Below are 23,144 nucleotides of genomic sequence, written 5' to 3'. Positions count from 1 at the left end.
AATGAAAAAAGTAATCACTTATGGAACATTTGATTTACTTCACACTGGGCACATCAACATTCTACGCCGTGCAAAGGAATTCGGCGACTATTTGATTGTTGCCATTTCAGCAGATGTTTTTAATAAAATAAAAGGTAAAAAAGCATATTATAGCTTTGAACAACGCAAAGCAATTCTAGAAGCTATTCGATATGTAGACGAAGTTATTCCTGAGTACAATTGGGAACAAAAAGTGGAAGATGTGCAAAAGCATGACGTTGATGTCTTTGTAATGGGAGACGACTGGACCGGTGAATTCGACTTCTTAAAAGAGCATTGTGAAGTTGTGTATTTACCAAGAACAGTCGGGATATCAACTACTAAAATCAAAAAAGACTTGAATAATACGAACAATGGCTAGAGAACTGGCAATTACAGTGTACCTTTCTGTTTTTCGTACACTCTTTCAGATTTTAAAAATGTTTCCCCAGAAGAAGAAAACAACATTTGTTGCTTCATTTGGGGATAATATTTTGTATACTGTTAATGAGCTTGAAAAACAGACTGATGATCAGTTAGTAATTCTTAAGACCTCCCATTGCAAGATTAATTTTGACAGTTCAGCTAATAGAAAAGTACTAGACTTTGAGAGTGTTAATATTATAAATTGGGTTCTGTCCATCTACCATCTGGCAACCTCGGAAAAGGTTATTGCTGACAATTATTATGGTTTTTTAGCAGTGACCGAGTTTAAGCCCAATGTTCAATGTATCCAACTTTGGCATGCTGCAGGTGCAATCAAACAGTTTGGATTAAAGGATCCATCGATTCAAAATCGATCTCCACGAGCGTTCGAGCGTTTCCAAAAGGTTTATCACCGATTTGATTATGTTGTAGTTGGTTCCGAGCGCATGGCGTCTATTTTCCGAAAAAGCTTTAATATATCAAACGACCAAATATTACGCACAGGAATACCAAGAAGCGATTTCTTTTTTGATGCTGTGGCTAAAAATGAAGCAGAAAATTCATTAAAACAGGATTTCCCAGTTATTAATGGGAAGAAAGTTATTTTATATGCACCGACATACCGTGACAATGATTTAAATGCAACGGATTTACATTTAAACATTGAAAAAATGTATCGTGAGTTCAAGGATGACTATGTATTATTTCTGCGTCTTCACCCAGCAATTGATGGAGAATATCAGAATAAATTTCCCGGTTTTGTTATCAATGTATCAAGCTATCATAATATGAATCATTTATTAGTGATCTCGGATATTTTAATATCTGATTACTCCTCTATTCCGTTTGAATATTCATTACTGGACAAGCCAATGGTATTCTATGCATATGATTTGGAAGACTACGCTAAGATAAGAGGATTCTGGGAAGCTTATGATGAATTAGTTCCTGGGCCTGTCGTGAAATCTACAGAAGATTTAATTGATGTGATTAAAAGTGGTAGTTTTAATATGAATCGAGTTAGCATTTTTGCTAATCAATGGAATCAATATTCAAATGGATATTCAAGTGAAAGTTTGGTTAAAGCTATTTACACCGAAGAAGAGCAATCGAAAGTTGCAGACCAAGTCTGATACCCAGAGAACAGTTATACTGTATCTCTGGGTTTTTAGTATGATTATCTTTTTATTAATAATGCATACTATTACTACTATAAACCTTATTATAAAGTGGAGGTTTTACTATGAAAAAGGTAATCACATACGGAACTTTTGATATTCTACACACTGGCCATATAAATTTATTACGTCGTGCTAAAGAATATGGTGACTATTTGATTGTTGCTATTTCATCTGATTCGTTTAATGCGTTAAAAGGTAAAGCCGCATATTATACTTTTGAGCAACGTAAAGCGATCCTGGAAGCTGTCCGTTATGTAGATGAAGTGATCCCAGAGGATACATGGGAACAAAAGCTGGAAGATGTGAAAAAGCATAATATCGATGTATTTATTATGGGAGATGACTGGAAAGGTGATTTTGACTTTTTAAAGGAACATTGCGAAGTTGTTTATTTACCTAGAACTGTTGGAATATCATCAACACAAATTAAGACAGATTTGAATAAAAATGGTTAGAGAATTAGTAATTTCCATATACCTATACGTTTTGCGTACATTCTTTAATTTATTTAAGTTATTTCCCCGAAAGCATAAAACAACGTTTGTTGCCTCTTTTGGCATTAATATTATATATACGATAAACGAGTTGGAGAAAAAAACAGATCACCAAGTCGTTATTCTTAAGACACCTCAATGCAAAAACACTTATGAAGATAGCCCGCGTAGAACGATATTGAAGTTCGGAAGTCTTAATATAATTGACTGGGTTCGATCAATTTATCATTTAGCTACCTCTAAAATAGTTTTTGTAGACAATTATTATGGTTTTTTATCTATGACCAAATTTAGACCGAACACCCAATGTATCCAGTTATGGCATGCAGATGGGGCGATTAAGCGGTTTGGGTTGATGGATCGATCTATTGAAAACCGCCACCCTAGAGCCTGTGTACGATTCAAGAATGTTTATAAACGGTTTGATTACGTTGTTGCTGGTTCGGAAAAGATGGCTGCTATTTTTGGTGTGGCCTTTGATTTGTCGGATAAGCAAATCTTGCGTACTGGGATACCAAGAACCGATTTCTTTTTCGATACGATGGCAATAAATAAGGCAGAACAATCATTACTAAGTAAATTTCCAATCATAAATGAAAAGAAAGTTATCCTATATTCCCCAACTTATCGTGCCAATGACCTTGATTCATCAGAACTTAAATTGGATATTGAAAGATTGTACAATGCGCTAAAAAATGAATATGTGTTGTTTCTAAGTCTTCACCCTAAAGTAAAGTCAAAACTCCAAAATGACTACCCTTATTTTGTTTTCGATATTTCCAACTATCGATATTTAAATCATTTACTGGTAATTAGTGATATTTTAATTACAGATTACTCATCGATCCCATTTGAATTTTCATTACTGAGTAAGCCGATGGTGTTTTTTGCATATGACTTGGAGGAGTATGCGCATGAGAAAGGTTTTTGGGAGAATTATGAAGACCTTGTTCCAGGACCTGTTGTTAAACATACGGACGCTTTGATTGATGTATTGAAGGCTGGTGAGTTTGATATGGAAAGGGTTCGGGCATTTGCCGATGAATGGAATCAGTATTCGAGAGGTAAATCGAGTGAGCGTTTGATTAAAGCTTTATATAAGGAGTAGCTGATTATACTTCATTGATGAAATCCTCGATCAATTGATAAATCTGTTCCCTGCCAGACCGAAAAGGCTTTGGTTGAAATGTCTCGGCTTTTTGAATAACCTCCTCCAGCATTGTACCATCTTCCCAGCTTAAAATATGTCCTTGGTTAACCAAGGCAGATACAATCTGTAACTGATGATCATCATTATGTTCTCCATATTTTTTCAAGCGGGCGCAGGCAATTACACTTTTCCCTTTTTTTAGACCTGCAGTAATTGATCCTGTACCTGCATGCGTGATAATGAGACGAGCCTGTTCACATAATAGGTCCATTTCTTTATAACTGACAAATTGTTTGATGGTTAATTTATTACTATTATATTTTGTATGACCAGACTGGACGATAATATCGTCTTCAATTATATTCTCGCTCTTTAATCGCTCTACTTCCTTTAATAGTCTGGTGAAAGGCAACTCATGGGTACCTAAAACAACTAAAATCAATAGATAGACCCCCCATTTACTGCTTTTGGATAAACCTTTTTCATTGTTTCCCATTGAACGATAAACAAGTCCGCTATTGGATATACCAATCTACCTGATAATGTTGGACTGGTTGTTTTTGCAAAGCTTTCAATAAAGATTACTTTTTTTCGGAAAAGCTTGGCAATATAACACATTGGGACTGCGGTGTGTGCCCCTGTCGTGATAATTACATCCGGTCGTTTATTCAGAAAAATAAAGAATGCTTTGAACATGTTGAATGAAAATTTAAAGATGTACCGAAATAGATAATTTCTGGCACCATAGACAAGCAAAGATATTGGGTATTTATCTTTTAAATCCATTGTTATTGCACATTTCTCAGTAACAATATGATATTGATAATTTTTAAATAGGGGTTCAAGCTGTAATAACTGTGTTAAATGTCCGCCTACAGACGAAATAAGAAGTACTTTTTTTGGGTTCAACTTTATTTCGCTCCTATTCTTGGTGATATAGTTCAAGCAGTTGTTCAATCTGCTTTTCTTGGTCGTACTTATGAGCCTTCTCTTCCCCATTCGCAATAAGCTCTTTGCGAAAATTATCATTCGTTAGTATAGATTCAATCCCTATCCTTAATGATTCTTTGTTTTTTGGCTCTACCAAAACCCCGGCATTGTTGGCTAGTAAATAACGCAATCCACCAACATTCGTTCCAACTACTGGCGTATGACAGGACATTGCCTCCAATGCAACAAGGCCAAAACCTTCCATATGTGATGGGATTACGAAAACATCGACCGCTGATTGCCATCTTGCTAAATCTTTTTGCTTCTTAGGTGGATGGATTTTGATATCCTGTGTATTCTCGTTTGAGATTTTATCTTTAAGCCATCTCACATATGCTGGCTCTTTCTGGGCCCCGATTAAATGGAGTTCCAGATTAGGATGCTCATCTTTCAAGTCGCTGTATGCGTCTACAAGTTCTGTTATTCCTTTAGCTGCAATAATATTGCCTACAAATAAAATAGATTTGGATGAAGAGGATATATCTAATAAATGCTTAGCTTGCTCCTTGTCCATTGGTGTAAAAACCTGTCTATTGACACCCATGTTTAGAAGGGTAATTTTCTCTTCCTTTACCTTAAAGGCTGTCACCATGTCAGTTTTTAGCTTTTCTCCAACAGCGATAACATGATCTGCTTCATGTAATACCTGTTCTGTTTGTCTGAAAAAGAAAGGCCCTATTCTCGACATCTTGTCCAAGTCTCCGCCATGTGCAGTAACGATTACCCTGGTACCGAAAGTTTTTAGAAATAATAGGGCTAGCCAGCCGCTTGGAAAAACGTAGTGGGCGTGTATGATGTCATAGCTTCTACCTCTCGTAAGTAAGATATAGATGATGCGTATAGTCCATACGAAGTATTTTTTTAATACAAATAGTTTCCCCATACGTGGTTCCTTGATTGCAGCAACATCTACTTGGATTCCTCGTTTCTTAAGTTCTTCCACCTGATTTTTAACAAAGATTCCAAAGGTAGGATTCGCTTTACTCGGATACATCGTACTTATTACTAATATTCTCTCCAATTTTTTAGTCATCTTATACATATCCTTTTATTTTTTGATGTATGATGATTGTTGTTGTTTCGTTAATGCAAATAGGTAAGCGATAAATATGCCTAAGTATATACTTGAAGCTGGTGATGAAAGAACATGACCTGCTATCATAGAGCTGCCCAGACCTAAACTGACAGATAATCCTACAAGCACAATGGCTAAATTGATTTTCTTCAGGTGATAGTTGAAAATATTAATTAGGATATGATATCCAAAATAAATAAATGGCAGCATTAACAGTACAAAACCTAGTAAACCAAAGTTATAATACCAGTCTAAAAAGTCCATTTCGATTAACTTGGGTGACACGACATAATTGCCACCAACCCCCATACCAAATAGCCTCTGTGATAAGGGAGCTTCCCTGTATTGCTCCTTAATATTGTTTAAAAAATCACTTCTGCCACTTAACAAATTCTGATGAAGTTGTCCTTCATTTCCATGGTCCTCCTCCATATTAAAAGGTCTATTTTCCTGATTAGTAAAATCTATACCAAAGGAGAAACTTAGATTGTTGCCAATTGAGGTACTTGGCGTTATTAAAATTGTCGCTGCTAGTAATGCTGAAAGCGTGATTACGTTAAACCAATCTTTCCTATTTCGTACAATCTTAGGAATGAGTACTAAGATAGAAATACTTAGTACAATTATTATTGACCCAAAACTAACTTTAGTACCAACTGTTAGCATCGCCCAAATAACCAGGCCGATAAATGGCAATAACCTTGCCTTCTTTAGTCGGGATTTTTGATTAATCATGTATAAAACCATCATACTAAATCCCATTCCTAAAATGACGCTCAGCTCATTTCCTGAAAAAAACCATCCAGAATGACCTTCCTTAGCTAGTGCTCCATAGCTTCTTTTTGCTGTATCCGAAAGTCCTGCCAACAGCATTACTGCAGCAATACTTACCATATTGATAAAAATACAGAGCTGTATAATCCTTTGCCAGTTTTTCTTTAAAGAAAATGAACGAATTACAAATACATAGACAATAAGTAATTCAACAAAGAAAACGGATTTTATTATATACGTTATTTCAAGAGACATCATAAACTGATTTTTGACCATTAAATTATTGGTAAAATGAATTACCATAAAAAGACCAAGCATAATGATATATATAAGGCCTATCTTTCTCTCTTTGTTATCTGGAAGTATCAATATGTATATAAATCCCATTCCCATAGCTACAACTCTCAAGATAATTGAGATAGGAATATTGAAATAAGCTAACACATCTAAGGCTGGCTGTAAGAGAATAAAGTAGATAAATAAAATTTCCACACTGTTCCTATGCTTTTGCAAATCTAAATTCATAAGGGGGTTCCCCTTTCAATATAAACCCCCGTACAGGAGTAAACGCTATTTTGTTACATAAATTGTCTTTACTATTATTTGACATTCTATCTAGTTTTAAACAAAAGAAAAGATGCCCAACGAGGCACCTTTAGTTTTGTCTATTTATTGATGGTCGACCAACGGAGTGGTATTCGATACCACTTCCATTAAATTTTTCTAATGAAAAGCAGTTTCTTCCGTCAAAAACAATCGGGTATGATAAGTATTGTCTAAAAAGGCTAATCGGATATTCCTTTATTTCTTTCCAGTCGGTTAGAATTACTGCACAGTTTGCATGGTTCAAAACTTCTTCGATTGTCTTCACATAATTTACTTCTTTCGGCAGAACGCTCTTGGCATTTTCAACGGCTACTGGATCATAGGCATTAATTTTAGCACCAGCATCTATTATTCTATGTGCTACCTGTACAGATGGCGCGCCCCTCATATCATCTGTATTTGCCTTGAAAGCCAACCCCAGTAATGCAATTGTTATATCCTCGATATTGCCGCTAAATCGTTTAATAATTTTATCGACCAATATATCTGTTTGTTTTTCATTAACATATTGAACACTTTCTAGAATAAACATGGGATAGTCCACGCGGTTTCCTAAGGCAATTATGGCATTTGTATCTTTTGGAAAACATGAACCTCCATATCCAATACCCGCTTTCAAAAATCGTCCACCGATACGACCATCCATTCCAATTCCGTTTGCTACATCGTCCACGTTTGCACCAACATGCTCACATAGGTTGGCTATCTCATTTATAAAGCTGATTTTGGTTGCCAGAAAGGTATTCGATGCATACTTAATCATTTCGGCACTTCTAAGGTCTGTTTTTACAATTGGGATATTATATGGTTTATAGATTTCCTCCATAATGTCCATCGCTTCTTCATCTTCACAACCTATCACGATACGGTCACCGTTAAACGTATCGTGTACAGCTGTTCCCTGACGCAAAAATTCAGGATTGGAGACGACTTTAACGGTAAGGTTAGTTATTGCATTTTGTTCAATACTCGTTTTAATATGTTCATTCGTACCTATAGGGACGGTACTTTTGGTTACTATTACAACATCGTTATGTAGGTATTTCACTATATCGCTACAAACTGTATTTAAGAATGTTAAATCTGCCGAACCATCTGCCCCCTGAGGTGTTCCAACGGCTAAAAAGATTACCTCTTTAGCAGCTAGACCTTCTTCATAATTGGAAGTGAAGTGCAATCTTTCTCTCTGAATATTTGTCTGTAATAGTTCCTCTAAACCTTCTTCATAAATGGGAGACTTGCCGCTCCTTAATGTCTTCACTTTCTCCTCATCAATATCAATACATGTAACATTGTTGCCGATTTCAGATAAACAAACACCTGTGACAAGACCTACATAACCGATACCGATTACAGCAATATTCACTATGGCATGCCTCCTTTTTTTGATTAAACTTCTAACTAATACTTATGTATCGAAAAGCTGTTTTAGTAATTTTTATACTTTATTAGAAGGTCAATACAGGTTCAAAGCTATGGCAATGATGTATGTGTTAATACTTTTAAGTTTAATGCATATGGAGGATTACAGAATAACTATGAAGGCTATCAGCAACGTCACTATAATAATTCCTGCCTTTAATCCAGACGAAAAATTGCTCAATTAGCTAAATCAGAAAAATGTACTATTCTTAAACATGCAGTAAACCCTGGGTAAGGGCAGAGAATTAAAAACAGCCATTAATCACTTTTTAAATAATCATAACGAATCGATAGGGATAGTAAATGTAGACGCTGATGGGCAGTATTCTGTAGAAGATATCAAAAAAGTTGCAATGAAATTAAACCAGCACCCTAACAGTCTGATCTTAGGCGTGAGGGATTTTTCCGAGGATAACATTCCATTGAGAAGCCGATTTGGCAATGAGATGAAAAAATGCGATTATATCATCGTTTTGGATACGGATGGGAATTTTAAAACATTCTTCTCAACCTATGTAGACTCCAATAATTTGGAGGGAGTTTTTAACGTTAATAATAGTAATAATGGGTTAACAATTGTGCCTGTACAGTAGATAACCCCGGAGCAGATATCCAATCCAATCCACTCCGGGGCCTTTATTTTTGTCTAGGAAACTATAAAATTTAAGTTCTGTGAATAACTGGACTCCCGAATCAGCCACGTCCAGCTCCGACGTACAGGACGTACTAGTGCCGGTGACGGCACAGGACGTGGCGTTCTCACCGGCCAGCGCCTAGCGCCTAGTGGACTTTCCTCCCCGTGTCTACGATAAGAAATAAAGGATGTTCGACTAAAACCACCACATCCTGTGGCAACGTCGAACTACCCCACGTCCTGTGGGGCAGCTTACGCTCTTCGTGTATCCTTTATCTCAGGGAAAAGGAAGATCGACTAAGACCGCCGCTTTGCGCGGCAACGTCGACCCACCCGCGATGCACGGGCACAGTCCATACGGCGCTGAACAGGCGCTTACGCTTTTGTTCACTCTCTGTTCTTCGCTTCTATTTTCTTATTACCTAATATTAGGTAGTTCAGTTCCTCTTTTGGAATTTTATTGAATTCAGTTCGCTTGGCTAGATAGAATATTACGCCTAATATGATCCATGAGATCAGTGCGATTCTGGATTCAATTCCCAGGAATGCTGGTGAAGCTGGGATAAGCAATAAGCTCAAGAACGTCAGGCTGGCTAACATTCCTACTCCTGCAATTGTCTTTTTCATTGGTGCTACAACATGTTTCTTATGATTAAAGTCTTTGTCTTTTGACCATTTAAAAAGTGAAAATGCTGTAAAACATGTATAGAAATATGCAATTGTTACACCAATTGATGACATGTCTACTACCCAGATAAGAGCCTCACGCCCAAACCATGGTGCAAACATAGATACAATTACCGTGAAAATGATACCAACATACGGTGTTTTATATTTAGGATGAAGCCTTGAAAATGCTTCAGGGATTATTTTCGCACGTGACATAGCGAATAGTAAACGGCTTGATGAGATAATAAAACCATTTAAACCTGTGAAAACACCCATTGTAAGTGCGACAACCAGAATTACGAGTCCCATCGTGCCTACCGTATCCTGAATAGCTGCTCCTGTTCCCCATTGCTGACCTTCAGCAACAAGTCCTTGCCAAGGCTGTGTCATAGCAGTTGCAATAATCATCAAGCTATATAATACAGCCGCGAATAATATCGCCAGAATAATTAATGTGAATGCTTTTTTAGATGAAAAACGAAATTCTTCTGCTGCCTGGGGTATGTTATCAAAGCCAACGTAAGCCCATGGCGCAATTGCTACGATTGAAATAATTGCAGCAAATGCTGTTGTTCCTGTTGGGAATGCTGGTGATATATTCGATAAGCCTGCACCCGGCTGTCCGCCAACTAAAAATGTTATGGCGAGGACACCTAAGATCATAATAGTACAAAAGATAAATTGCATGCGGCCTGTTAAGCCAGTTCCTCGTATATTTAAAAAGCCAAACAATCCTAATGCTGCTGATGCAATAATGATTTCCATTCCATAAACATCCCACCCAGCTATTTGGTAAAGATGCAGGTTCTCAATTAATGCAGGAAAAACATATTTAAACATTAATGCAAAAGCTGAGGCGTTCAATGCAACGATACAAATATACCCAAGCGTTAAAAACCATCCGCTTATAAATGCGTGTGTACGACCTAAACTAATAAATGCATAGGCAAATTCCCCTCCTGATACTGGGAAACTTTTTATTAAAAATCCATAGCTCACAGCGATCAACATCATTAGTAATGCGCCAATACCGAAACCTGCAATTACTCCTAATGGACCAGCCTGGGACATCCAGTTCGTTGGCTGTACGAAAGCACCCCAACCAATTGATGAGCCTAGGGCAATCGCCCATACCCAATGTGGCTTTAGTGATTTTTTTAGCGTCTGTCGTTCTTCCATGCTTCGTCTCCTTTTAACCTCTTTTTTTTGATACTACCCCGTTATACCAAAATTCGACTATTTTCGCAATATTTCTAGTACTAGCATATGCGAGGTATGGGAAATTATTTTGGCGTTATATGCCCCTTATATTCTGTGGTAAGGAATTTTGGGATTATATGGGGGGATTTGGGATATTTTCCGGCCGGGGATGTGGTGCCTTCCGCTGGATGTGGTGCCTGTCACTTCCCGTTATTTGTCGAATAGGTTTCCAGCGATATGCTCCTTTTTATACTGTTTCCAGTTTTAAGTTGTTGTATCCCGATATACAGCAAATGTGCCACAATAAAGACTGTAGGCGTGAAGAGGATATTTTCTTGAACAATTGAAATGTTGTCCCACACAAAGAAACACAGCTGCTACGCTGTGTCAGAACTCCACTCTTGTGTGGATTATTACAGTTATTTTAGGTTAGTTTTTTGTCCACTTAAAGTCGTATTTAATTCATTCAAATAGTTCATTAACGGTTCTCTTAAATCATCTCGGGTTAGTGCCATTTCTATCGTAGTTTGGATAAATCCTAATTGTTCACCAACGTCATAACGTGCTCCTTCAATCTCCAAAGCAAAAACGCGTTGAATTTTATTCAATTCTTGTATCGCATCTGTTAATTGAATTTCTCCACCGGCACCAACATGTTGTTTTTCCAGAAAATCAAAAATCTCTGGTGTTAATATATATCTTCCAATAATCGCCATGTTGGATGGAGCTGTTCCTTGCTTAGGTTTCTCGACGAAACTTTTTACCTGATGGGAGTTACCTAGCTTCTTCAACGGATCAATTATGCCGTATCGATGTGTGTCTTCTACTGGAACGTTTTTCACCCCGATTACGGAGGATTTCTTCAGCTCATATTCATTTATAAGTTGATGTAAACCAGGGTTCTCACTATGAATAATATCGTCACCAAGTAAAACTGCAAAAGGATCATTGCCGATAAATTTTCTGGCACACCAAATAGCATGTCCCAGCCCTTTTGGTTCCTTTTGTCTTATGTAATGGATATCAACATTTGCAGACTTCCTGATTTTCTCAAGCAACTCAAATTTTTCCTTCTTCATCAAGTTCTCTTCTAATTCGAAAGCACTGTCGAAATGATCCTCGATAGCTCGCTTTCCTTTTCCTGTAACTATGATAATATCCTCGATTCCTGAATCTATTGCTTCATCAACGATATATTCTATCGTGGGCTTATCAACGATAGGCAGCATTTCCTTAGGCATTGCTTTTGTAGCGGGTAGGAATCTTGTCCCCAGTCCGGCAGCAGGTATTATTGCTTTCTTAATACTTTTCATATAGAACCTCCTCAAAACATTATTAAATTAAAATGTGTTTTAATCCCTGGAATACTATTTAATTTTTACTTTCCTCTTATTTCATTGGCCTTTTTCCCGTATTTTAAACACTCTCTTCAGTGTATCGATAATCGGCTTTTTTCCACCCATGACCAAACCACTAAGTTCGGCAATAATGTGCAACAACGCGAGCACTATAAAAGTGATGATGAGCGATGTTGTTAATGTTGCATTGGAGAATAGAATTGCCATTGCTCCGAAAAGTGTACTAAATGCATAGATGATAAGAACTGTTTTTCGATGGCTGAATCCAGACGCAAGCAGTTGGTAATGAATATGCTTATTGTCCGGCATCAAGATATTTTCCTTATTGTAAGCGCGGCGGACAATGGCAAAAAGTGTGTCGAAAATCGGTACAGCTAGAACGATAATTGGAATAATAAAGCTGAACAATGCGATATTTTTAAACAAACCTAGCATGGATACGACGGCAATCGCATAGCCGAGAAAATTTGAGCCGGTATCGCCCATATAAATTTTCGCAGGGTAAAAGTTATGATATAAGAAGCCCAAATTAGCACCTATCAGGACAATGCATAGGTATGCGGCCATGATTTGTACATCAATCAGCGCCATAATGAACATACTTGTTAACGCAATTGTCGTGACCCCTGTGGCGAGCCCGTCCAGACCGTCAATGAGATTGATTGCATTTGTTATGCCGACAACCCAAAGTACAGTAACAAGAACGCTCACAAATCCGAGATCGATCATCCCGATAATTGGCAGTGTGATTTTGTCGATGATTAACCCTGATGAAAGGAGGAAAGATGCTGCTATTAACTGACCACCGAGTTTAATAACAGGGCGAATATTGTAACGATCATCGAGGGCACCGGTTATTAGAATCACTACAGCTCCAAGGATGATTTCGGGCAGGTGTTCATGTTGCGGCTGTAAATAAAGCGCGCCTAAAAACACCCCAAGGAAGATGGCTAGACCACCTAATCTCGGCGTTACTTTTGTATGTATTTTGCGATGGTTTGGCAGATCAACGACACCTATTTTTATTGCGAGTTTTTTAACAGGGTAGGTTAATAGGAATGTTGCGATAAGCGCAATAAAAAAGGCTATCGCCAAGTCGGTATAATTTATCATAGAACTTCTCCTAAAATTTGCTTGATGTTGGACCTTGATGCGTAATTGATTTAAATTATATCGAATAGGTGTAGTGATAAGCAAATTATAGTTAGGTTGGAAGTCGCTGTTCACCTTTTTACATAAACTAAGAGGACTTTCTGATTTATTGAAAGTCCTCCTCCCATCTACTTCGAACAACAAGATTCCTCTTTAACCTCGCTGATTTTCACGTCACAGCAATCGTTGTCCTCGTTATTCTTTGAAAAGATTTTTTCGATAAGCTTCTTCACTTGGGCTCACCTCCCTTCATTAAACCAAGTAGAAGATAAATCCTGATACGGTAGCCATTGAAATGACTGAGGCGACAAATGCGATCACAAGCTGTTTTTTGAAAATGGATTTCAGTAATATTAGTTCCGGCAAGCTTGCACCAGCTGAGCTGATCATCATTGCCATTACAGGTCCAAGTGCCATTCCTTTCATGATGAATACATGGGAAATAGGTATCATACTTGATAATCGGATGTACAAAGGTATTCCGATCACTGCCGCAATTGGCACGATCCACCATGTTTCTTTTCCAAGCCATTGGGCTATCCATTCAGTTGGGACTAATCCATGGATGACTGCACCGATTGCTGCTCCAATGATTAAATATGGGTAAACGCTTTTCATGAGTGCTATTGTTTCGTCCCATGCTCCTCTCCAGTTGAATTGTTTGGCTTCTTCCTCATAACCTGTCATCACCACGTTTTTTACATAACGCTCGAATTTCAGCTTGCTTAACGTGAGGCCGATAATTACTGAGGCGATGGCAGTCACGACGGTGTAAATCAAGGCAACTTTCCATCCGAGAATGACACCCATTAATGTAAGAATGGTTGGGTCTAGTACCGGTGATGCAAATAGAAAAATCACGACAATTTTGAATGGCATATTTTTTCGCAGCATGTTTACGACAACCGGAATTGTTGAGCATGAACAAAATGGTGTAATAAAAGCGAACAATAATGCCGCTAAGATACCAATAAGCTGATTGCTTTTGGATAGATAATGTTCGATTTTTTTATAAGGTATGTAGGATTGAAGTGCGCTTAGGATAAATGAGATGACAAAGAATAGTACAGTTAATTCAAGCGCAATCATGAGAAAGTTTTTTAATGTTTCCATATTGAATCTCTCCTTTATATTAATCAACTTTTTTTGATTAATTGAATATATCAAAAAAAGTTGATATATAGTTTTAGAAAACCTGCCATTCGCCAAGCCTTAATGGCGAATGCCTTAGTTGCACTTATGCAGTAAGAAAGGATTTATTCTTACTTACCTGCCAAAAAATTAGCAGCAGGATGGAACGAATACACAGCAAAGTTCGTCTGAGAGCAGGCTTTTTACTCCGGAATTGTTCAGTTCATAGTAGCCCCATGTACCTTTTGTTTCTTTTTTAATCAGATTTGCATCCAGTAAAATTTTGAGATGGTATGACAGTTTTGATTGTGGCATTCCGACCATGTCCACAAGGTCACAAACGCATGTTGAGCCATTATGGCATAGGAGATTCATAATCTGAAGTCGTTTCGTATCTGAAAGTGCTTTAAATTTTGACGCATATGTTGTGAATGCTTCCTCGCTTGGATTGTTAAGTACATTTAACTCTTTCATTAGGAGTCGCCTCTCTTTATATCAAATATTTTTGATTTAATGTTATTATATACCATTTAGCGGAAAAAGCAACCATTAAAACAAAAAAAATTGATTAATTGCTCGACAAAATTCGGGTCGTACCTGTCACTTCCCGATGAATGGATGGCGTGGGGACTGGCTCATCACCCTTTCTTTCCCACCCCTCCCATTATATATGCAATCGTCTGGTTTATTTCTGTTTCGTCGTCCCAATCCTTGTCTGATTGAACGATGAATCTTGTTATCATGAATCCCAGGATTGTTGTGACCATCATGCGGATCATTGTCTCATTTGGCAGGTCCCGCAGTTCTCCTTTTTCTTTATAGAAGTCGAGCGCCTGATTAAACGCTGGGATGACTTTTTCGCCAAATTCTTTTTTATAGGCGGTTTGAATCTCCGGGTGAAATGCTAATTCCTGCAGTAGAATTTTTATCAACGGAAGATTGGACTGTGCGAACTCAAAGCGATTTTTTATAAAGGCATAGAGCAGGTCCTCAAAGTGTTCATAGTCATTTTGGAAGACCTGGCTGACGAATTTCTTTGCAAAAACGGGTGCTGAGAAATTCGTTATTACAGGTGTAACAATCGCAACGAGCAGGTCTTTTTTTGTGCGATAGTGGCGAAAAATTGTTCCTTCAGCCACTCCTGCCCTATTGGCGATTTCACTTGTTGATGTGTTGTAGTAGCCTTTTTCAGAAAATAGTTCGATGGCAGCTTTGACGATTTCGATCTGTTTTGGGGTCATCTTTTCTTCATTTCGTAATGTTTCCATCATATCTGACATGAGTGGTTTCCTCCTGGGATTATAGTGTTCGATGGCGTTTGAGTGCGAAAATATTAAGGATAATAAATACTGCTGAGAATCCTATCAATACACTTATGTCACCGGTAACGGTCGCTAACTCCTGCCCTTTAATCATGATTTCCTTTAATGCATCTGCTCCATACGTTAATGGCATTACTTTTCCAATGGTATTAATCCATTCAACGGATTCAGTCGGAAAAACACCGGAAAAGAATACCTGTGGAATGATGATAATCGGGATAAACTGCATCATTTGAAATTCATTTTTGGCATAAGCTGACAGTAAAGTGCCAAGGCTTAATGCCGTGATAGCTAGCAGAAACGTGATAAACAGTACTGCTATGAACGATCCGGCCATGTAAATACCAAGTACATAAATGGAGAATGCTGTAACGATAATCGATTGAATGATAATAAATATGCCAAACCCGAGCAGATAGCCAATGACAATTTCCCAGCGTTTTAATGGGGTTGCCAGTAATCGTTCGAGTGTTCCCTGCGTCCGTTCGCGCAGGAATGAAACGCCTCCAATAATAAATACGAAAAAGAAGACGAAGAACCCGATCAAGACAGAGCCTGTTTGATCAAATAAATTCAGGTCAGATGTGCCATGGAGAAAGTTAATTTCCAATTCGGGCGCGTTTGGATTTATTTGTTTTACCGCATTACTGATGACACGCTGGACGGCAGATGTTGCTGAGGGGTTACTTCCTTCCATTGTCAGTTGTGCCTGATTTTTTTCAAAAAAGAGATGGGCATCGGCATGTTCATTTTGAAGTGCGGTTTTGGCCTGGGGTTCGTCTGCCTCCAGAATTGTTGCATCCTGCTGTTCGAGGGCATTCTGCATCTGTGTTGGGACATCTGTAACTGCGATTGTCGGTACGTATTCCTCCATATCAAGCACAAGCCATAGCAATGTCATGACCAATAGTGGTGCGACCATCATCATGGCGATGCTGCGTTTATCGCGGAGAAACTGGTGGATGATTCGCTTAATGATTGCTTGAATGCGCATGTGCGGCACCTCCATACTGTAAGAAGGCCTCTTCCAGGGTATCGGTGTTGCTTTTTGATTTTAATTGCTGGGAACTTCCCTGGGCGATAACATAGCCATCCCTTAGCAGTGCGAGATTATCACATTTTTCCGCTTCGTCCATTACGTGTGTAGTGATGATGATTGTCGTGCCCTGCTTTTGCATGTTTCGTAGCTCCTCCCAGATGGACGCGCGAAGAACCGGGTCAATGCCGACAGTCGGCTCATCCAGAATCAGCAGGTTTGGCTGGTGCAGGAGTGCTACAGCTAATGACATGCGCCGCTTCATGCCACCAGAGTATTTTTCCAGAGTCTTATCAAGATGATCCTGTAGGTCAACGATTTTTGCAGCTTCTGTGACACGTTCTTTCTGCTGCTTTTTAGGGATCTTATATATACTAGCGAAAAAATACAGGTTTTCCCGGGCTGTCAACTCACTGTATAAAGCGTCTGACTGGGCCATGTAGCCGATTTCCTGCATTTGTTTGAAGGACGGCATTTGCTGATTATCGATGTGGATTATTCCATTCGTGGGAGTTAGCAGGCCGATCATGATTTTGACGAGCGTTGTTTTTCCTGAACCTGATGGACCAAGCAGTCCAAAGAGCTGCCCTTCTGGAATGGATAGGTCGACTTCTTTCAAAACGGATTCCTTATTGTAGCTGTGAGCGATATTGTTCATTTCGATAAAGGCGGACATGGTGGAACCTCCTTTTGTTTACGTGAGTGGTGTGAGTGGTGTGAGTGGTGTGAATGGTGCGAGTGGTGTGAGTGATTACTCACTTTTTATAATAAGCTATTTATGTTGAGTTGTAAAGGATGTGACGCGAAATATTATTCGACATAAACCGGGAAATGACAGGCACCGCACGAATTTTTCACTAGCATGAACTGGCTTCTTTTCGCATAAATATTATTGGACATATTTTATTTTCATCAGGGAGGCAGGGAGATGCAGTTTTATTATGGGAGTCAAATGCCGCTTCGGGTTTTGGATGAGGCGGAGTTTTGGAAGGAACAGGAGTCTGAGCATACAGTAGTGATGCGGGAACTTGTTCAGGATTTAGAGAGCGAATACGTTGATGCGTTGAAGCGTTGGGAGGATGTGCTGAATACGACACACCAGCATGTTAAGCGATTTGTTGAGTCAGTCATCCGGAGCAATAATCAGATATCGCCAGCGTTGTATAATCAGGTACTTGAGCTAGTGACATTTTGTTTACAGGAGAGTGTTGCATTTACGCAGTTCTGCAGGCAAGTGAAGAGCGAAAGTGCTGCTGTTCAGGCTAACCCAACCGCTAAAGTCGTTATCGACCACATAATTGACGAGTCAGAATACTTTATTGGGATTGCACAGACAATTTTATACGAACAGCAGATTTAATTCTATTGGATGGACGCCTTTATCGGGTGTCCATTTTTGGTGGTTGGCAGATGATTGAATTATGTTGCGGGGAGACTTGAATGACTTAATGAGGAAAATTTTCTGCAGTGGCAGAAAATCAACTGCTCCATTTGTGAACTTCGGTGATTGAACTGTGAACTTCGAGCAACCTTATTGTGAACTACGGTAGGTTTCATGTGAACTTCGGGAGTTGTGAACTTCAGCATTTCAGCTAAATTTCCTTTCAAAAACGCTCTACACACCTTATAATGAAAAAAGATAAAGGTGGTGTTGACTGTGATGGATCGAGTGGTAATTGCAAAAGTATGTATGCTTGCGGGAAAAATTATGCTAGAAAGTGGTGCGGAGACGTATCGTGTAGAGGACACAATGAGTCGGATTGCGTCTGCATATGGTTTGGCGAATGTACAAAGTTATGCGACGCCGACGGGTATTAATTTTTCCGCTGACTTTGCTGATGTTACGAACTTTATCCGGATTTCCAATCGGTCAACTGACTTACATAAAATTGCGGAAGTTAATAGTATTTCCCGTAATATTGCAGCCGGTAACGTTACCATTAATGAAGCGTTAGAGTCGCTGAACAATGTCAATGAAGCAAGCTACGCATTCCCTTTTTGGATTCAAATTGTCGCTGCCGCTTTTGTTAGTGGAGGCTTTGCAATTATGTTTGGGGGAGTTTGGCCTGATTTTATTCCTTCCTTTATTGCAGGTGGGGTTGGCTATGCAGTAATGGTGTGGTTTAAACAGTTAATTGAAATTGGCTTTGTTGCTGATTTTGTTGCATCATTTGTGATTGGTATTTTTGCAATGTTGTTTATAGCAAACGGATTCGGTGTGAATCTGGATAAAGTGATTGTCGGGGCGGTAATGCCACTTGTGCCTGGGCTACTAATCACAAATGCTGTCCGTGATTTAGTTGCAGGACACTTGGTTGCGGGTTTATCCAAAGGCGTCGAAGCAATGTTAACAGCTTTTGCAATCGGTGCTGGCGTAGCTGTTGTGTTTGCTTTTTAGGTGGTGCCATTCCCCAGTTTTGTGAAAGGTGGTTTTTTTACCGTGATAATCGTTACTCAACTTATAACAAGTTTCATAGCTGCAGCTGGGTTTGGGGTGTTGTTTAATGCACCGAGAAAGGCGCTTATTCAATGTGGTCTCATTGGTATGCTCGGCTGGATTTTATATTACGTTCTTGTCCTGGGTGAGATGGATGTTGTGCCAGCAACTGTTTTTGGTGCGATGCTTGTCGCTGTTTTGAGTCAGCTTAGCTCCAAAATATTCAAAAAGCCGGTGATAGTTTTCAATGTATCCGGAATCATCCCGCTCGTTCCAGGTGGGGTTGCTTACGATGCAATGCGCCATTTTGTGGAGAATGATTATTTTACCGCAGTACAGCTCTCAGCTAAAGTCATGCTTTTAGCAGGAGCAATTGCGATCGGATTGATGTTTTCAGAAGTAGCGAATCAGTTGATTAAAAAAATAAATTCGGCAGGTGCATAACACCTGTCGAATTTATTTTTTGTTAAATCCTGCATCAATTAATAGAACGATTGCGGTTATGATGTGCATGATCATTCCAATTATCGGTATAACACCAACAGCTGATGTGACCATTCCAATAATGCTTCCGGCCTTGCTTCCTTTTTCATTGTGTGCGATGAGCAGGGTTACCAGGTGCAGGATGAACATGACGAACAAGGCACCCCAACCTGAACTAAGTACAAACGCTCCACCAATGATTGGAATTCCAAGGAACGCTTCACAGCCTCCAGTTACCCATTTCATAATACGAGATAACGACATAATGTTGCCTCCTAAATAAATATCTCATTCAATAGTAGCATATTGCGTAGGACAAACACACTAATTTTGTATATCGCTGGCAGTTTGTAATCATAAATTAGCTGAGGGGTCGCTGGTTGTCGGGTGATTCAGTCTTTGTGGGTGGTGCCTGTCACTTCCCGGTATTTGTCGAATGCTATTGCGCGAGTTTTGTGTTATGTCGCGCGACTTGAACTCACCAAAGAAGCTCCCCGCCGTAGCAGGGAGCTTCTCCATTATGCTGATTTATTTTTTCGTCGTACTATTTTCGCAGTTAAATCGTCGAACAATGTATATACGACTGGGATTAGCAGCAGTGTAAAGATGCTGGAGATTCCGAGTCCGAATATAATTGTGACTGCTAGCGGCTGCTGCATTTCTGCACCTTCGCCTAATGCGAGTGCTAAAGGCACCATTGCTAGTACGGTTGTTAAAGTTGTCATCAGGATCGGGCGTAATCTGCTTGGTCCTGCTTGTAAGATTGCTTCATATCGATCTTTACCGTTTCGCCGTAATATATTGATGTAGTCAACGAGCACGATCGAGTTGTTGACTACGATACCGGCGAGCATGATTATTCCGATAAACGCTGGAATACTTAATGGTAATCCTGTTACGAATAGTCCTACCATAACACCGACAACGGTTGCTGGCATGGAGAACATGATAATCAATGGGAATAGGAAGTTCTCAAATTGCACTGCCATGACCGCATAGACTAGGAATATCGAGAAGATCAGCGCGATTGAAAGGTCTGTGAATGACTCGGCCATATCCTGTGCCTGGCCACCGATTTTGTAGCTGTAACCTTCAGGCAGATTGATTCCTTCCAGCTCTGCTTCGATATCTGTCGTGATGCTCCCGAGATCGCGATCAACAATTTCGCTAGTTATATTCATTTGCGGTTGTTGATTTTCTCTCAATAATGTTACAGGTCCTTGCACTTCTTTAAATGTCACAATTGAATCCAATGGAATCGACGCGCCGGATTGTGATTGTATTTTCATATCTTGTAAATCATTTATTGTGCTGCGTTCGTCCTCTGGGAACATTAGCTTGACGTTCATTTCGTTGCCTTCTTCACGATACTTTGATGCAACTTGACCAGTAAATTGCAGCTGTATTTGACTTATAATTTGTTGCTGATTCAAGCCGTATGCTGCTGCTTTTTCCTCATCAACCTCAATTGTCATTTGTGGAATGCCATCTTCGGCTGCAGACGTCGGATTGTATACACCATCAACAGTTGAAATTTGATCAACTACACGACTGGATAATTCGCGCAACACTTCATGCTCTGGTCCTTTAAGCTGAATTTGTACAGGGTCTCCCATACCCATTCCGCTGTCAGTAGCGTTAACTGTTATTTCAGCACCTGGAATTGATTGAACATCTTCATCAATTTCCTGCACGATATCTTTTGTTGTTTTTGATCTGTCGGTTGAAGGGATTAGCTGCATTGTGTATGTTGCCTGATTTCCGCTTGCAGCCATCGCACCAAATCCGCCACCTCCAACACTGACATAGTTCGTCTCGATGACATCATCATATTCGGTCAGCTGTTCATTTATTTGATCCACGATTCCTTGTGTGTGTTCCAATGAACTTCCCGGTGCTGCTTCAACACGGATTTCCATTTGCCCCTGATCTGAGGATGGGATAAATTCCGCTCCAATTAGTGGTGTCAGCGCCAAGCTTCCTGCAATTGCGATGATGGTGCCGAACACGGTTGTTTTACGGTGCTTGAGTACCCATCTCAGTACGCTCCGGTAGCCATTATTGACACGATCCAGCAAGCGGTCAAACCAGTAACGGCGCCCTTTATCTTCCATCGCCTTCGTTAGTAATTTTGATGAAATCATTGGCACTAATGTTACCGCCACAACAAGTGACGCGATTAACGAGAACGATACTGCTAATGCCAGTGGAGTGAACATGTCGGATGCAATTCCTTCAACATAAATAATTGGTAAAAATACGACCAATGTTGTAGTTGTTGAGGCAATTACAGCGGGTGCAAGCTCTGATGCCCCTTTTGTTGCCGACTCCATTATCGAATAGCCTTTTTTCCGGTATGAATAGATATTTTCTAAAATAACGATTGAGCTGTCGACCATCATACCGAGCCCGAGCGCCAGACCCCCAAGCGTTAGCACGTTCAGTGTTTCACCGGTAAAATACATTAAAGTAAATGTTGAGATAATCGCAATTGGTATGGATAGTCCAATAACAATTGTTGCTCGAACACTTTTCAAAAATAATAGCAAAATGAAGATCGAGATAATGCCACCGATCAAAATGTTTTTAACAACGGAACTGATCGACATTTCGATGAACTCGGATGTGTCTATAATGACATCTAGGTTAGCATCGGGAGGCAGTTCACCTTTAATTTCTTCCATGCTCTCTTTAATGTTCGTTGCAACTTCTACCGTGTTGCCGTCCGTTTTTTTCATAATGGAAAGCACGACAGATGGTTCACCGTTTACAAGTGTTTCTGTCGATGATTTTTTATATGTGTCCTTCACTTCAGCGACGTCATCGATATAAACTTTCCCACCGGATTGAGTTTGAACAAACGTTTGTTTAATTTCTTCAACTGACTCAAATTCACCTGTCACACGAAGCTGCAGTTTCTTATTACCTTTTTCAACAGCCCCGACTGATGCGGACTGATTCGAACTATTCAGCGACTGCGTAATCATCTGGGCTGAGACGCCGTACTGCTGTAATTTTGCCTGATCGAGTATGAGCTGAATTTCTCGTTCTTTCGCCCCTTCGACTGTAACGGATGCCACTCCACCTTGACGTTCAAAGAATGGAACGACTTCATCCTCAGCAACTTGTGTTAGTGTCGCAGAGTCATCACCAGTTAGACCAACCCACATAACAGGTAACTGGTCCGGGCTGAATCGCATCACACTTGGTTCACCCGCTTCTTCAGGCAAAAATCCTTTAGCCTGGTCGACCTTTTCCCGTACATCAAGTAAGGCTTGATCAAGATCTACCCCATTATTAAACATCATGATGACAAGAGAAGATCCTGATTGGGACTGTGATTGCACCGTTTGGATTCCTTCCACTGAGCTCACCGATGATTCAATTGGCCGACTAATTAAATTCTCTACTTCCTGTGGTGCAGCATCACCATAACTTGTTGCTACAACAGCTACCGGGAGATCGATTTTAGGAAAAAGATCAACCGTCAAGCTGCGGACTGAAACAATGCCTAGGGCGATAATCGCCAAGACAATCATGATTACACCAACAGGACGTTTTACGGATGTATTTACTAGTTTCAAGA

The 23,144-nt window shown here is 39.5% G+C and carries 22 protein-coding genes; 7 read left to right on the top strand and 15 right to left on the bottom strand.

From position 1 onward, the window contains the following. Position 1: 1 nt before the first annotated feature. From tagD (BLS02_RS03170) to BLS02_RS03155, 4 genes are all read left to right on the top strand, one after another. Positions 2–400, top strand: a complete 399-nt coding sequence (gene tagD, locus BLS02_RS03170) for a glycerol-3-phosphate cytidylyltransferase (RefSeq protein WP_092491508.1) — start codon at positions 2–4, stop codon at positions 398–400. Then, the gene (locus BLS02_RS03165; RefSeq protein ID WP_139180756.1) at positions 393–1,577 is read left to right on the top strand and encodes a CDP-glycerol glycerophosphotransferase family protein; all 1,185 of its coding nucleotides are present in this window, start codon (positions 393–395) and stop codon (positions 1,575–1,577) included. Before tagD (BLS02_RS03170) ends, BLS02_RS03165 begins: the two co-directional genes overlap by 8 nt. Positions 1,578–1,687: 110 nt before the next feature. Further along, positions 1,688–2,080 (top strand): glycerol-3-phosphate cytidylyltransferase, encoded by a 393-nt coding sequence (tagD, locus tag BLS02_RS03160; protein WP_092491507.1) that lies wholly within the window; start codon positions 1,688–1,690, stop codon positions 2,078–2,080. Continuing rightward, positions 2,073–3,227: a CDP-glycerol glycerophosphotransferase family protein gene (locus tag BLS02_RS03155; RefSeq protein WP_092491506.1), complete on the top strand. Its 1,155-nt coding sequence runs from the start codon at positions 2,073–2,075 to the stop codon at positions 3,225–3,227. Before tagD (BLS02_RS03160) ends, BLS02_RS03155 begins: the two co-directional genes overlap by 8 nt. Positions 3,228–3,231: 4 nt before the next feature. On the opposite strand, the gene pssE is transcribed toward BLS02_RS03155, so the two are convergent. The 13 genes from pssE to BLS02_RS03090 all read right to left on the bottom strand — a co-directional run bounded on the left by pssE (position 3,232) and on the right by BLS02_RS03090 (position 17,314). Then, complete coding sequence (gene pssE / locus BLS02_RS03150; RefSeq protein ID WP_092491505.1) at positions 3,232–3,711, bottom strand: PssE/Cps14G family polysaccharide biosynthesis glycosyltransferase; 480 nt, start codon at positions 3,709–3,711, stop codon at positions 3,232–3,234. Then, positions 3,708–4,178, bottom strand: coding sequence for a PssD/Cps14F family polysaccharide biosynthesis glycosyltransferase (gene pssD / locus BLS02_RS03145; RefSeq protein ID WP_254788710.1), 471 nt, complete (start codon positions 4,176–4,178; stop codon positions 3,708–3,710). The genes pssE and pssD overlap by 4 nt, the downstream gene beginning before the upstream one ends. A gap of 13 nt (positions 4,179–4,191) precedes the next feature. After that, on the bottom strand, positions 4,192–5,292 hold the full coding sequence (locus tag BLS02_RS03140) for a glycosyltransferase (protein ID WP_254788709.1): 1,101 nt from the start codon (positions 5,290–5,292) through the stop codon (positions 4,192–4,194). Between the two features lie 15 nt (positions 5,293–5,307). Then, the gene (locus tag BLS02_RS03135) at positions 5,308–6,633 is read right to left on the bottom strand and encodes an O-antigen ligase family protein (RefSeq protein WP_092491503.1); all 1,326 of its coding nucleotides are present in this window, start codon (positions 6,631–6,633) and stop codon (positions 5,308–5,310) included. A 130-nt stretch (positions 6,634–6,763) separates the two neighbouring features. After that, entirely contained in the window at positions 6,764–8,080 is a 1,317-nt protein-coding gene (locus tag BLS02_RS03130; RefSeq protein WP_092491502.1) for a UDP-glucose dehydrogenase family protein, read from the bottom strand. 1,077 nt (positions 8,081–9,157) lie between these two features. Then, a complete protein-coding gene (locus BLS02_RS03125) occupies positions 9,158–10,618 on the bottom strand; it encodes an APC family permease (RefSeq protein WP_092491501.1) in 1,461 nt (486 codons plus the stop codon). A gap of 440 nt (positions 10,619–11,058) precedes the next feature. Further along, positions 11,059–11,952: a UTP--glucose-1-phosphate uridylyltransferase GalU gene (galU, locus tag BLS02_RS03120; RefSeq protein ID WP_092491500.1), complete on the bottom strand. Its 894-nt coding sequence runs from the start codon at positions 11,950–11,952 to the stop codon at positions 11,059–11,061. An 81-nt stretch (positions 11,953–12,033) separates the two neighbouring features. Then, on the bottom strand, positions 12,034–13,110 hold the full coding sequence (locus BLS02_RS03115) for a glycosyltransferase family 4 protein (protein WP_092491499.1): 1,077 nt from the start codon (positions 13,108–13,110) through the stop codon (positions 12,034–12,036). A 291-nt stretch (positions 13,111–13,401) separates the two neighbouring features. Beyond that, complete coding sequence (locus BLS02_RS03110; protein ID WP_092491498.1) at positions 13,402–14,262, bottom strand: permease; 861 nt, start codon at positions 14,260–14,262, stop codon at positions 13,402–13,404. 168 nt (positions 14,263–14,430) lie between these two features. After that, on the bottom strand, positions 14,431–14,754 hold the full coding sequence (locus BLS02_RS03105; RefSeq protein ID WP_092491497.1) for an ArsR/SmtB family transcription factor: 324 nt from the start codon (positions 14,752–14,754) through the stop codon (positions 14,431–14,433). Positions 14,755–14,918: 164 nt separating this feature from the next. Then, positions 14,919–15,560 carry a TetR/AcrR family transcriptional regulator gene (locus tag BLS02_RS03100; protein ID WP_092491496.1) on the bottom strand — a complete coding sequence of 214 codons (642 nt, stop codon included), beginning with the start codon at positions 15,558–15,560 and terminating at the stop codon, positions 14,919–14,921. Positions 15,561–15,579: 19 nt separating this feature from the next. Next, complete coding sequence (locus BLS02_RS03095) at positions 15,580–16,596, bottom strand: ABC transporter permease (protein WP_092491495.1); 1,017 nt, start codon at positions 16,594–16,596, stop codon at positions 15,580–15,582. Beyond that, the gene (locus tag BLS02_RS03090) at positions 16,574–17,314 is read right to left on the bottom strand and encodes an ABC transporter ATP-binding protein (protein WP_092491494.1); all 741 of its coding nucleotides are present in this window, start codon (positions 17,312–17,314) and stop codon (positions 16,574–16,576) included. The genes BLS02_RS03095 and BLS02_RS03090 overlap by 23 nt, the downstream gene beginning before the upstream one ends. Positions 17,315–17,566: 252 nt before the next feature. Between BLS02_RS03090 and BLS02_RS03085 the strand changes: the two genes are divergently transcribed. The 3 genes from BLS02_RS03085 (at position 17,567) to BLS02_RS03075 (ending at position 19,519) form a co-directional block, all read left to right on the top strand. Further along, complete coding sequence (locus BLS02_RS03085) at positions 17,567–17,998, top strand: DUF2935 domain-containing protein (protein ID WP_092491493.1); 432 nt, start codon at positions 17,567–17,569, stop codon at positions 17,996–17,998. A 300-nt stretch (positions 17,999–18,298) separates the two neighbouring features. Next, positions 18,299–19,036 (top strand): threonine/serine exporter family protein, encoded by a 738-nt coding sequence (locus tag BLS02_RS03080; protein ID WP_092492214.1) that lies wholly within the window; start codon positions 18,299–18,301, stop codon positions 19,034–19,036. Positions 19,037–19,078: 42 nt separating this feature from the next. Next, the gene (locus BLS02_RS03075) at positions 19,079–19,519 is read left to right on the top strand and encodes a threonine/serine exporter family protein (RefSeq protein ID WP_092491492.1); all 441 of its coding nucleotides are present in this window, start codon (positions 19,079–19,081) and stop codon (positions 19,517–19,519) included. Positions 19,520–19,531: 12 nt separating this feature from the next. Here BLS02_RS03075 and BLS02_RS03070 read toward each other — a convergent pair whose 3' ends face one another. Together BLS02_RS03070 and BLS02_RS03065 are read right to left on the bottom strand one after the other, a co-directional pair. Beyond that, positions 19,532–19,822, bottom strand: a complete 291-nt coding sequence (locus tag BLS02_RS03070) for a hypothetical protein (protein ID WP_092491491.1) — start codon at positions 19,820–19,822, stop codon at positions 19,532–19,534. 254 nt (positions 19,823–20,076) lie between these two features. Next, positions 20,077–23,142: an efflux RND transporter permease subunit gene (locus tag BLS02_RS03065; RefSeq protein WP_092491490.1), complete on the bottom strand. Its 3,066-nt coding sequence runs from the start codon at positions 23,140–23,142 to the stop codon at positions 20,077–20,079. Positions 23,143–23,144: the final 2 nt, after the last annotated feature.

Origin of the sequence: Virgibacillus salinus, assembly GCF_900102415.1 — a bacterium.
Lineage (GTDB): Bacteria > Bacillota > Bacilli > Bacillales > Amphibacillaceae > Lentibacillus > Lentibacillus subterraneus.
This window is presented reverse-complemented; position numbering and strand designations above follow the sequence as displayed.

What these genes read in the sequence shown, in the direction of transcription:
- galU (WP_092491500.1), bottom strand. Translation starts at nt 11,952, where the DNA reads ATGAAAAGTATTAAGAAAGCAATAATACCTGCTGCCGGACTGGGGACA.
- BLS02_RS03135 (WP_092491503.1), bottom strand. Translation starts at nt 6,633, where the DNA reads ATGAATTTAGATTTGCAAAAGCATAGGAACAGTGTGGAAATTTTATTT.
- BLS02_RS03125 (WP_092491501.1), bottom strand. Translation starts at nt 10,618, where the DNA reads ATGGAAGAACGACAGACGCTAAAAAAATCACTAAAGCCACATTGGGTA.
- BLS02_RS03070 (WP_092491491.1), bottom strand. Translation starts at nt 19,822, where the DNA reads ATGTCGTTATCTCGTATTATGAAATGGGTAACTGGAGGCTGTGAAGCG.
- BLS02_RS03100 (WP_092491496.1), bottom strand. Translation starts at nt 15,560, where the DNA reads ATGTCAGATATGATGGAAACATTACGAAATGAAGAAAAGATGACCCCA.
- BLS02_RS03090 (WP_092491494.1), bottom strand. Translation starts at nt 17,314, where the DNA reads ATGTCCGCCTTTATCGAAATGAACAATATCGCTCACAGCTACAATAAG.
- BLS02_RS03165 (WP_139180756.1), top strand. Translation starts at nt 393, where the DNA reads ATGGCTAGAGAACTGGCAATTACAGTGTACCTTTCTGTTTTTCGTACA.
- BLS02_RS03110 (WP_092491498.1), bottom strand. Translation starts at nt 14,262, where the DNA reads ATGGAAACATTAAAAAACTTTCTCATGATTGCGCTTGAATTAACTGTA.
- BLS02_RS03095 (WP_092491495.1), bottom strand. Translation starts at nt 16,596, where the DNA reads ATGCGCATTCAAGCAATCATTAAGCGAATCATCCACCAGTTTCTCCGC.
- BLS02_RS03115 (WP_092491499.1), bottom strand. Translation starts at nt 13,110, where the DNA reads ATGATAAATTATACCGACTTGGCGATAGCCTTTTTTATTGCGCTTATC.
- BLS02_RS03155 (WP_092491506.1), top strand. Translation starts at nt 2,073, where the DNA reads ATGGTTAGAGAATTAGTAATTTCCATATACCTATACGTTTTGCGTACA.
- BLS02_RS03105 (WP_092491497.1), bottom strand. Translation starts at nt 14,754, where the DNA reads ATGAAAGAGTTAAATGTACTTAACAATCCAAGCGAGGAAGCATTCACA.
- tagD (WP_092491508.1), top strand. Translation starts at nt 2, where the DNA reads ATGAAAAAAGTAATCACTTATGGAACATTTGATTTACTTCACACTGGG.
- BLS02_RS03080 (WP_092492214.1), top strand. Translation starts at nt 18,299, where the DNA reads ATGGATCGAGTGGTAATTGCAAAAGTATGTATGCTTGCGGGAAAAATT.
- BLS02_RS03085 (WP_092491493.1), top strand. Translation starts at nt 17,567, where the DNA reads ATGCAGTTTTATTATGGGAGTCAAATGCCGCTTCGGGTTTTGGATGAG.
- tagD (WP_092491507.1), top strand. Translation starts at nt 1,688, where the DNA reads ATGAAAAAGGTAATCACATACGGAACTTTTGATATTCTACACACTGGC.
- BLS02_RS03140 (WP_254788709.1), bottom strand. Translation starts at nt 5,292, where the DNA reads ATGACTAAAAAATTGGAGAGAATATTAGTAATAAGTACGATGTATCCG.